The organism is Pseudomonas sp. D1HM (assembly GCF_019266105.1).
Classification (GTDB): Bacteria; Pseudomonadota; Gammaproteobacteria; order Pseudomonadales; family Pseudomonadaceae; genus Aquipseudomonas; species Aquipseudomonas taetrolens.
On the sequence record NZ_LRMN01000001.1, the window covers coordinates 177,918 to 188,592 of the forward strand.

The window sequence follows — 10,675 nt, forward strand, 5'->3', positions numbered from 1 at the left end:
TCACGTGTTATTCGGTTTCCAGATCGATATCGATGCCGAGGGAACGAATTTCTTTGATCAACACGTTGAAGGACTCGGGCATGCCCGGCTCCATACGGTGATCGCCGTCCACGATGTTTTTGTACATCTTGGTACGACCGTTCACATCGTCCGACTTCACTGTGAGCATTTCTTGCAGAGTGTATGCCGCGCCGTAGGCTTCCAGCGCCCAGACCTCCATCTCCCCGAAACGCTGACCACCGAACTGTGCCTTACCACCCAGCGGCTGCTGGGTAACCAGGCTGTAAGAACCGGTAGAACGAGCGTGCATCTTGTCGTCTACCAAGTGGTTCAGCTTCAGCATGTACATGTAGCCAACGGTAACCGGACGCTCGAACTTGTTGCCGGTACGACCATCGGTCAGCATCATCTGGCCGCTGTCTGGCAAATCTGCCAAACGAAGCATTGCCTTGATTTCGCTTTCCTTGGCACCGTCGAACACCGGAGTAGCCATCGGTACACCGCCGCGAAGGTTCTTCGCCAGATCCAGGATTTCCTGATCGGAGAAGTCATCCAGGCTTTCTTGACGACCGCCAATTTCGTTGTAGATCTCATGCAGGAACTTGCGCAGGTCAGCAACCTTGCGCTGCTCTTCAATCATGAGGTTGATCTTCTCGCCCAGACCTTTAGCCGCAAGGCCAAGGTGAGTCTCGAGAATCTGACCAACGTTCATACGCGAAGGTACGCCCAACGGGTTGAGGACAACATCGACCGGTGTGCCATTGGCATCGTACGGCATGTCTTCAACCGGCATGATCACGGAGACCACACCTTTGTTACCGTGACGACCGGCCATCTTGTCACCCGGCTGGATGCGACGACGGATTGCCAGGTAAACCTTGACGATTTTCAGCACGCCTGGAGCCAGGTCATCGCCCTGCTGCAGTTTGCGCTTCTTGTCTTCGAACTTGTCATCCAGAAGACGACGGCGATCGATGATGTAGGCCTGAGCTTTTTCAAGCTGCTCGTTCAGAGCATCTTCAGCCATGCGCAGTTTGAACCACTGACCATGCTCAAGACCGTCCAGGACTTCGTTGGTGATTTCCTGACCTTTCTTCAGACCGGCACCGCCCTCGGCCACACGGCCAACCAGAGCAGAGCGCAGACGTTCAAAGGTAGCGCCTTCAACGATACGGAACTCTTCGTTCAGGTCCTTGCGGATCTCGTCCAGCTGGGTCTTCTCGATAGACAAGGCACGAGCATCACGCTCAACGCCGTCACGAGTGAAGACCTGTACGTCAATGACAGTACCCTTGGTACCGGTTGGCACACGCAGGGAAGTGTCTTTAACGTCGCTGGCTTTTTCACCGAAGATTGCACGCAACAGCTTCTCTTCCGGCGTCAGCTGGGTCTCACCTTTAGGAGTGACCTTACCTACCAGAATGTCGCCGGCGCCAACTTCAGCACCTACGTAAACGATACCGGCTTCGTCCAGCTTGTTCAGTGCAGCTTCACCCACGTTAGGGATGTCTGCAGTGATCTCTTCAGGCCCAAGCTTGGTATCACGAGCCACACAGGTCAGTTCCTGAATGTGGATCGTGGTGAAGCGATCTTCTTGTACAACTCGTTCCGACAAGCAGATGGAGTCTTCGAAGTTGTAACCGTTCCAGGCCATGAACGCGATGCGCATGTTCTGACCCAGCGCCAGTTCACCCATGTCGGTGGACGGACCATCGGCCATGATGTCGCTACGCTGTACCCGATCACCCTTGCGAACCAGCGGACGCTGGTTGATGCAGGTGTTCTGGTTGGAGCGTGTGTATTTGGTCAGGTTGTAGATATCAACACCGGCTTCGCCAGTCTCAACTTCATCATCAGCAACACGAACCACGATACGGCTAGCATCAACAGAGTCGATAACACCGCCACGACGAGCCACGACGCAAACGCCGGAGTCACGAGCAACGTTACGCTCCATGCCAGTACCTACCAGCGGCTTGTCAGCGCGCAATGTCGGTACAGCTTGACGCTGCATGTTCGAACCCATCAACGCACGGTTGGCGTCATCGTGCTCGAGGAACGGAATCAACGACGCAGCAACCGAAACAACCTGCTTCGGCGAAACGTCCATCAAGGTGACGTCTTCCGGCGCCTTAACGGTGAATTCGTTCAAGTGACGAACAGCTACCAGCTCGTCGATCAGGACTTTCTTGTCATTCATCGTGGCCGAAGCCTGAGCGATCACGTGATCGGCCTCTTCGATGGCAGACAGGAACACGATCTCGTCGGTAACCAGTGCGTCTTTCACCACACGGTACGGGCTCTCAAGGAAGCCGTACTGGTTGGTGCGCGCATAAGCCGCCAAGGAGTTGATCAGACCGATGTTCGGACCTTCCGGCGTTTCAATCGGACATACACGACCATAGTGAGTCGGGTGTACGTCTCGAACTTCAAAGCCTGCACGCTCACGCGTCAAACCGCCCGGGCCCAGTGCCGAAACACGGCGCTTGTGGGTGATCTCGGATAGCGGGTTGTTCTGGTCCATGAACTGGGACAGCTGGCTGGAGCCGAAGAACTCTTTCACTGCCGCAGCCACTGGCTTGGCATTGATAAGGTCTTGCGGCATCAGGCCTTCGCTTTCAGCCATCGACAGACGCTCTTTGACCGCACGCTCAACACGTACCAGGCCAACGCGGAACTGGTTTTCAGCCATTTCGCCTACGCAGCGAACACGACGGTTACCCAGGTGGTCGATGTCATCGACGATGCCTTTACCGTTACGGATGTCGACCAGAGTCTTCAGTACCGCGACGATGTCTTCCTTGCACAATACGCCCGAACCTTCGATCTCGGTACGACCGATACGACGGTTGAACTTCATCCGGCCGACCGCAGACAGGTCATAACGCTCAGGGCTGAAGAACAGGTTATTGAACAGGGTTTCGGCAGCATCCTTGGTTGGCGGCTCGCCTGGACGCATCATGCGATAGATCTCGACCAGCGCTTCCAATTGGTTGCTGGTGGAGTCGATCTTCAGGGTGTCGGAGACGAACGGACCGCAGTCGATGTCGTTGGTGTACAACGTTTCGATGCGAACAACCTGGCTCTTGGCAACTTTGGCCAGGATCTCGGTTGTCAGCTCGGTGTTGCACTCTGCAATGATTTCGCCAGTAGCCGGGTGCACGATAGCCTTGGCCGTTGTGCGACCCAGGACATAGTCCAGAGGCATAACGAGCTCTTTGATACCGGCTTTTTCCAGCTGGTTGATGTGGCGAGCCGTGATACGACGACCCTGTTCGACAATCACCTTGCCTTTGTCATCGGTAATATCGATGACCGCGATTTCACCGCGCAGGCGCTGAGGTACCAGCTCCAGGCTGATGCTCTCACCTTGAACGTGGAATACGTTGGTGGTGTAGAACGCGTCAAGCACTTGCTCAGTCGTATAACCCAGCGCACGCAGCAATACCGATGCAGGCAGCTTGCGACGACGGTCGATACGAACGAATACGCAGTCCTTTGGATCGAACTCAAAGTCCAACCACGAACCACGGTACGGAATGATACGCGCGGAATAAAGCAGCTTACCGGAGCTGTGCGTCTTGCCGCGGTCGTGGTCAAAGAACACGCCCGGGGAACGGTGCAGCTGGGAAACGATTACACGCTCGGTACCGTTGATTACGAAGGTACCGTTTTCAGTCATCAGGGGAATTTCACCCATGTAGACTTCTTGCTCTTTGATGTCCTTGATCGCTTTGTTCGACGATTCTTTGTCGAAAATGATCAAACGAACTTTTACCCGCAAAGGTACGGCGTAAGTTACACCGCGCAACACGCATTCTTTGACATCAAATGCCGGCTCGCCCAAGCGATAACCGACGTACTCCAGCGCAGCATTGCCGGAGTAGCTGATGATCGGGAAAACGGATTTGAAGGCCGCATGCAGGCCCACGTCGCGGAACTGATCTTTAGTCGCTCCCGCCTGCAAGAATTCACGATACGAATCCAGCTGGATTGCCAAGAGATACGGCACATCCATGACGTCCGGCAACTTGCTAAAGTCCTTGCGGATACGTTTTTTCTCAGTATATGAGTAAGCCATCAGCGTTCCCCAGCTTGGTCACCTGCTTGTTTGGCCTCTCCCGACGGGAGCAGCCAGAAAATCGTGCAAACCCCTTGGTTTGCTCCACCGCACAGGGTGGTTACAGCGCGTTAGAGGCGCCGACCCAGTCGGCAGCCAATAACGGAAAAAGGCCGGTGGCAAGAGCCACCAGCCATCAGCCTTCAGCTTAACGCTGGGGCTGGAGACGCAAGGTCGATGCTTACTTCAGCTCGACTTTAGCGCCTGCTTCTTCCAAGGTAGCCTTGGCTTTGTCAGCTGCGTCTTTAGCAACAGCTTCCAGAACCATAGCTGGAGCGCCGTCAACTACTGCCTTGGCTTCTTTCAGGCCCAGACCGGTCAGTTCACGAACAGCTTTGATCACGTTAACTTTCTTCTCGCCAGCTTCCAGCAGCATGACGTTGAATTCAGTTTGCTCTTCAACAACAGCAGCGGCAGCAGCAGGACCAGCAGAAGCAGCAGCAGCGGAAACGCCGAACTTCTCTTCCATTGCTTTGATCAGCTCAACGATTTCCAGAACGGATTTTTCGCCGATTGCTTCGATGATTTGGTCGTTAGTCAGAGACATGACTATAAATTCCTGTATTGGGGTGACAGCCTACGCGGCCATCGAAAAAAACAATAAACGCTGAAAGGAGTAGCTCAGCCTTAGGCTGCAGCAGCTTCTTTCTGGTCGCGAAGGGCCGCCAGAGTACGAGCCAATTTGCTGGTAGCGCCTTGAATCACGCTCATCAGCTGAGAAATTGCTTCGTCACGGGTCGGCAGACTTGCCAGTACGTCGATCTGATTAGCTGCGAGGTACTTGCCCTCAAACGCAGCTGCCTTGATCTCGAACTTATCCTGACCTTTAGCGAACTCTTTGAACAAACGGGCAGCAGCGCCTGGATGTTCGTTGGAGAATGCGATCAAGGTCGGGCCAGTGAACACGTCGTTGAGAACACTGTAATCAGTGTCAGCAACAGCGCGCTTGAGCAGGGTGTTACGTACAACACGTACGTAAACGCCAGCTTCACGAGCCTCTTTACGGAGTCCGGTCATAGCGCTTACTGTCACACCGCGGGCATCAGCCACAACAGCGGACAGGGCAACTTTGGCAGCCTCGTTGACTTCAGCGACGATGGCCTTCTTGTCTTCGAGTTTAATTGCCACGGGTTTAACTCCTGCTTGTTACCGTTTCATCCTGCCGAAGCTGGATGTCGTTTTGGTGTCTGATTCGGTAAGGAACCGGGAGCACCATCTGCGTAGGCTTGAGGTTTAAGACTTGCGTCGCCTACGGTCTTGGATAGCCCCCGCCAGGCAGGGACCCCAATCTTTCATTGGCGCATTAACACGCGCCAATTTGTCTTACGCGTCCAAGGAACCCTGGTCGATGACCAGGCCTGGGCCCATAGTGGTGCTCAGGGTAACGCGCTTAACATAAATACCTTTCGAAGAAGCTGGCTTGATACGCTTCAGATCAGCGATCAGGGCTTCAACGTTTTCCTTCAGCTTCACGGCATCGAAGCCGATCTTGCCAACGGAAGTGTGGATGATACCGTTTTTGTCAGTGCGATAACGAACCTGACCAGCCTTTGCATTCTTAACTGCAGTAGCTACGTCCGGAGTTACGGTACCAACCTTAGGGTTAGGCATCAGGCCACGTGGGCCGAGGATCTGACCCAACTGACCAACAACACGCATTGCGTCCGGGGATGCAATAACGACGTCGTAGTTCAGATCGCCGCCTTTCATTTCGGCAGCCAGGTCGTCCATACCAACGCGATCAGCGCCGGCAGCCAGAGCAGCTTCAGCAGCTGGACCCTGGGTGAACACAGCTACACGTACAGTCTTGCCAGTGCCGTGTGGCAGCACAGTAGCGCTACGAACAACCTGGTCAGATTTACGTGGGTCTACGCCCAGGTTAACGGCGATGTCAAAAGACTCGCTGAACTTGACAGTGGACAGCTCAGCCAGCAAAGCAGCAGCGTCTACAAAGTTGTAAGACTTGCCAGCTTCAATTTTGCCGGCGATTGCCTTTTGACGCTTGGTCAGCTTAGCCATTACACACCCTCCACGTTAAGGCCCATGCTACGAGCAGAACCGGCGATGGTACGCACGGCTGCATCCATATCAGCTGCAGTCAGATCCGCGTTTTTGGTTTTCGCGATTTCTTCCAGCTGAGCACGGGTAATAGTGCCAACCTTAACGGTGTTTGGACGAGCGGAACCGCTAGTCAAACCGGCAGCCTTCTTCAGCAGTACTGCTGCAGGGGTGCTTTTAGTTTCGAAAGTGAAGCTGCGGTCACTGTAAACAGTGATGATCACAGGAGTCGGCAGGCCTGGCTCAATACCCTGAGTACGGGCGTTGAAAGCTTTGCAAAATTCCATGATGTTCACACCATGTTGACCCAGAGCCGGGCCGACAGGTGGGCTTGGGTTGGCCTGAGCGGCCTTCACTTGCAGCTTGATGTAAGCGGTAATCTTCTTGGCCATGAGGCACTCCAATTACGGGTTCAAACGCCTAGAAAGGCTCCCCGGTTACTTGCGCGTTTATCCCAGTGACGACAAAACCCCACAGCCGAAGCCATGGGGTTGGGATTCGTGTTCAGCTAGACCTTTTCGACCTGGCTAAACTCTAGCTCTACCGGAGTAGAGCGACCGAAAATGAGCACTGCCACTTGGATACGGCTCTTTTCGTAGTTAACTTCTTCAACAGTGCCATTGAAATCAGCGAACGGACCGTCGGTGACACGAACAACTTCACCTGGCTCGAACAGTGTTTTCGGCTTGGGCTTGTCGCTACCATCAGCAACACGACGCAGAATCGCTTCTGCCTCTTTATCAGTGATCGGTGCCGGCTTGTCGGCAGTACCACCAATGAAGCCCATTACGCGAGGGGTATCCTTGACCAAGTGCCAAGTCCCTTCGCTCATGTCCATCTGTACCAGCACATAGCCAGGGAAGAACTTGCGTTCGCTTTTGCGTTTCTGGCCATTACGCATTTCAACCACTTCTTCAGTGGGAACCAGAATTTCGCCGAAGCCATCTTCCATGCCTGCCAGCTTAATACGCTCAATCAAAGAGCGCATAACATGCTTTTCGTAACCCGAATAAGCATGCACTACGTACCAACGCTTAGCCACGGGACACCCTTAGCCAACAATCAAGGAAACGAGCCAGCCGAGCAGGGAATCTAAACCCCACAACAGCAACGCCATAACAAGAACAACAGCCACCACGATCAACGTAGTCTGCGTAGTTTCTTGGCGAGTTGGCCATACGACTTTACGAATCTCAGTACGAGCTTCCTTCACCAAGACAGAGAACGACTTGCCCTTTGCTGTCTGCAAGCCCACATAGGCAGCAACAGCAGCTATAACAAGAAGTACTATGACACGATACAGGATCGGCGAACCAGAATAATACTGATTCCCAACAACGCCAACCACCACAAGAGCAACCACTACAAGCCACTTGAGGAGATCGAAGCGAGAGCCTTGAACTTCAGCCTTGGGAGTCATCTAAGAGGATCCTGTGAAAAGAAAGCCAGACGCAATGAGCGAATCTGGCAGGTCAGGAGGGAATCGAACCCCCAACCTACGGTTTTGGAGACCGTCGCTCTGCCAATTGAGCTACTGACCTAAAACATTATCGAGCCGCCAATTATGCAGGCACGAGAGAGACTTTTCAACAACCAGTGCAATTACTTTTGCCATCACACCTGAAAACAGCCTGATGACGCAGTGAGCAGCAGAATGCGGGCTACCCACAATTGCAACAACCAACCAGAGCAGCAGCACCATAATCAGCACTACCAGCAAACACTCCAGACAGGTTACGCACCTGTTAAAACAAAGGCAGATATTCTCATATCTGCCTTGTTATATGGAGCTCTTGAGCGGATTTGAACCGCTGACCTCACCCTTACCAAGGGTGTGCTCTACCAACTGAGCTACAAGAGCAAAACACATCACACAAACAGCAAGACTGGAGCGGGTGGCGGGAATCGAACCCGCATCATCAGCTTGGAAGGCTGAGGTTCTACCACTAAACTACACCCGCAAATCTTGCTATTCGAACTTAAATATGGTGGAGGGGGAAGGATTCGAACCTTCGAAGTCGTAGACGTCAGATTTACAGTCTGATCCCTTTGGCCGCTCGGGAACCCCTCCTAAGCGAGGCAGAATTCTACATCATTCTACCCTTCTGTCAAGCGCTTTTTTCAAGAAATTCAAGAAGTTAGCAACTCAACCAACTCTACACTCAAATGCCTTTCAGGCATTCACTGTGGAGCGGGCGCCATTCTATGCAAACTATTGGGTAGCTGCAAGCCCTGACAACGCATTTTTTTGTATTTTAACTCATTGAATTCATTAGCAAGCTCCTGAAAAACCATATCTGCCTCTCGTCCCCTGCCATCCTGTGCAACGCTCAAGGCATAGACTGTCGAGCCACCCCAACCAGTCTCAACCGGTTCAGCATGAATATCCATGCCCGCCAACCTGCGCTGAACGTTTCGCATCATGCTTTCACTGGAGAACCCTCCAAGATAGAAACACTCAGCACCTGCCTCACCATCCTGGACCTCACCAGCCAATGAGCCGGGTCGGGCCTCACTGAGCAGACTGATGCCCTGCTGAACCCCTTTGTGCAATGGCAAGGAAATAACTTCCTTTGCCCTGAGGGGGGCCTCTTGCTGGTGCCAGATGTAATAGAAAATATTGAGTACAACCAACAACAGAAACAGCCAGCGCATAAAGACCTCAGGCAAAAGGACAAGCAACAGCCAAGCCGACAAATACAAGGTCTTGGACCAAACGCGCATCAGGAACCATATCCCTCACGAGAATAGCGTCTCCTCCCGTAAGGAAAACCTCGTAATCTTGCCCCCAGTACTCACGCGCCAACTCCAACTGGGTCAATACAAACCCGCGCACCATCAACAAACACCCCCGCTCTACAGCCTCAACCGTTGAGCGTCCTGGCGTACGATCCAGCAGTGCCTGCTCCGCAGATACATTGTCATATCGGATTCGCCGGGTATGCGTACGCAATTGATCACGCATCAAGGGCATTCCAGGGCATATGAACCCCCCTAAATGCCGCCCATCAGGCGCAACAAAATCTGCCGTAATCGCAGTACCAAAATCCAGTACCAGACATGCGCCGCTAGCCAGCTCAAAGCCACCAATGAGCGCCAACCAACGGTCAAGACCCAGACGCGTAAAATCAACGTACCCATTACTGACTCCCGCCACACTTTCGGCAGGTTGCGCACACAACACCTCGACACCGAACGTCGCACCGATGGACGCGACCAGGATCGAGGTTTCTTCATCACTGCGCACGCTGACCAAGCGACAGCGTGTTACACGCAACGCAGGGACCGCCAAAACGGCAGCGATAAGCCCCGCATCAGAGTCCACCACACCACCAGCAACCGCCAGAGCACCGTCAAGGACGCGCCACTTGATAAAGCTATTGCCGCAGTCCATTTCAAGAATCATGGCGCAACCTCAAGCTCAACTCTCCACCGCTAAACACTTTTTCCTCGCCATCAACACTCATGCGCAGCGCACCCTGCTGATCAATACCGATGACCGTACCATCAACCTGGTGCACTCCCGCGATCAAGGACACTTCGCGCCCCTGCCATAAGTGGTTCTGCTCCCACTCCGCTTGAATAGCCGAGAAGCCCATGGCCTCGTGCAGCTCCAGGTACTTGAGCAAGCTTTCATTAAGAGCAGATACCAGTACATTACGATTTATCGCTGTCCCTGACTCCAGTGCAAGCGACGTCCATGCTTGATCCACTTCACTGGCCAGCCTCATATTTACGTTGATTCCAATACCGAGAACCACGTGACATACGTCAGCCGGATCACCCACAAGCTCAAGCAAAATACCGGCAATTTTCTTGTTGGCGACCAGGACATCATTCGGCCATTTGAGCCCTGCGTTCGATATGCCAACACCTCTAAGCGCGCTCAAAACAGCGAGACCTACGACAAGACTAAGCCCTTCAAGCTGACGCATACCGCCGTCCATGCGAAGAACCAGACTGTAGTAAATATTTTCAGCAAACGGACTTACCCACTTACGCCCCCTTCTCCCTCTGCCGGCAGTCTGCCTTTCTGCAACAATTACGAAGGGCGCCGTTACACCTCGCTCAATCGAGCGCAAGGCCTCAGCGTTTGTAGAGTCAATGGAGTGATGAACAGTAACGGGCCAAGGGCCGGCATCCAACTGATCTAACTCAAGGAGCTCTAAAGGAGCGGCCAACTGATAACCACGACCACGAACTTTATGAATCGACAAGTTCAGATCTGACTCCAAGTTCTGAAGCTGCTTCCACACAGCACTGCGACTAATGCCTAGTGCAGCTCCCAGCGCTTGCCCGGAATGGAATCGACCGTCTTTAAGGAGTTTCAACAACGTCAGCATGCACGTATCGCCTCACAATGAGGGACGCATAATAGCTATGAGCAGCGCCATTGCATAGAAAGGCTGCGCCTCACTGCCATTCACAGAATAAGCGCAAGAACATTTTGCTCGTGCAATCGCTGCATCGAGCGCCTTTTTCTCGGCACAAAAACAA

10 protein-coding genes and 4 tRNA genes are annotated in these 10,675 nt (G+C 53.3%); all 14 read right to left on the reverse strand.

The window, feature by feature from the left end; translation table 11 throughout:
* Positions 1-7: 7 nt before the first annotated feature.
* Positions 8-4,081 carry a DNA-directed RNA polymerase subunit beta gene (rpoB, locus tag AWM69_RS00845; RefSeq protein ID WP_131655135.1) on the reverse strand — a complete coding sequence of 1,358 codons (4,074 nt, stop codon included), beginning with the start codon at positions 4,079-4,081 and terminating at the stop codon, positions 8-10.
* 220 nt (positions 4,082-4,301) lie between these two features.
* Positions 4,302-4,667, reverse strand: a complete 366-nt coding sequence (rplL, locus tag AWM69_RS00850; protein ID WP_048378431.1) for a 50S ribosomal protein L7/L12 — start codon at positions 4,665-4,667, stop codon at positions 4,302-4,304.
* Between the two features lie 80 nt (positions 4,668-4,747).
* Positions 4,748-5,248: a 50S ribosomal protein L10 gene (gene rplJ / locus AWM69_RS00855; protein WP_048378432.1), complete on the reverse strand. Its 501-nt coding sequence runs from the start codon at positions 5,246-5,248 to the stop codon at positions 4,748-4,750.
* Positions 5,249-5,443: 195 nt separating this feature from the next.
* Complete coding sequence (gene rplA, locus AWM69_RS00860; RefSeq protein WP_003444394.1) at positions 5,444-6,139, reverse strand: 50S ribosomal protein L1; 696 nt, start codon at positions 6,137-6,139, stop codon at positions 5,444-5,446.
* Positions 6,139-6,570, reverse strand: a complete 432-nt coding sequence (rplK, locus tag AWM69_RS00865; RefSeq protein WP_048378433.1) for a 50S ribosomal protein L11 — start codon at positions 6,568-6,570, stop codon at positions 6,139-6,141. Before rplK ends, rplA begins: the two co-directional genes overlap by 1 nt.
* 116 nt (positions 6,571-6,686) lie before the next feature.
* Positions 6,687-7,220 (reverse strand): transcription termination/antitermination protein NusG, encoded by a 534-nt coding sequence (gene nusG / locus AWM69_RS00870; protein ID WP_026014126.1) that lies wholly within the window; start codon positions 7,218-7,220, stop codon positions 6,687-6,689.
* Positions 7,221-7,229: 9 nt separating this feature from the next.
* Positions 7,230-7,598, reverse strand: coding sequence for a preprotein translocase subunit SecE (gene secE, locus AWM69_RS00875; protein ID WP_218725567.1), 369 nt, complete (start codon positions 7,596-7,598; stop codon positions 7,230-7,232).
* A gap of 45 nt (positions 7,599-7,643) precedes the next feature.
* Positions 7,644-7,719 (reverse strand) — tRNA-Trp (locus AWM69_RS00880).
* A 244-nt stretch (positions 7,720-7,963) separates the two neighbouring features.
* A tRNA-Thr gene (locus AWM69_RS00885) sits at positions 7,964-8,039 on the reverse strand.
* A 26-nt stretch (positions 8,040-8,065) separates the two neighbouring features.
* Positions 8,066-8,139 (reverse strand) — tRNA-Gly (locus tag AWM69_RS00890).
* A gap of 25 nt (positions 8,140-8,164) precedes the next feature.
* Positions 8,165-8,249: transfer RNA gene (locus tag AWM69_RS00895), tRNA-Tyr, on the reverse strand.
* 110 nt (positions 8,250-8,359) lie between these two features.
* A complete protein-coding gene (locus AWM69_RS00900) occupies positions 8,360-8,833 on the reverse strand; it encodes a hypothetical protein (RefSeq protein ID WP_048378434.1) in 474 nt (157 codons plus the stop codon).
* Positions 8,834-8,840: 7 nt separating this feature from the next.
* A complete protein-coding gene (locus tag AWM69_RS00905) occupies positions 8,841-9,584 on the reverse strand; it encodes a pantothenate kinase (protein ID WP_131655134.1) in 744 nt (247 codons plus the stop codon).
* A complete protein-coding gene (gene birA / locus AWM69_RS00910) occupies positions 9,574-10,521 on the reverse strand; it encodes a bifunctional biotin--[acetyl-CoA-carboxylase] ligase/biotin operon repressor BirA (protein ID WP_131655133.1) in 948 nt (315 codons plus the stop codon). Before birA ends, AWM69_RS00905 begins: the two co-directional genes overlap by 11 nt.
* Positions 10,522-10,675 lie beyond the last annotated feature (154 nt).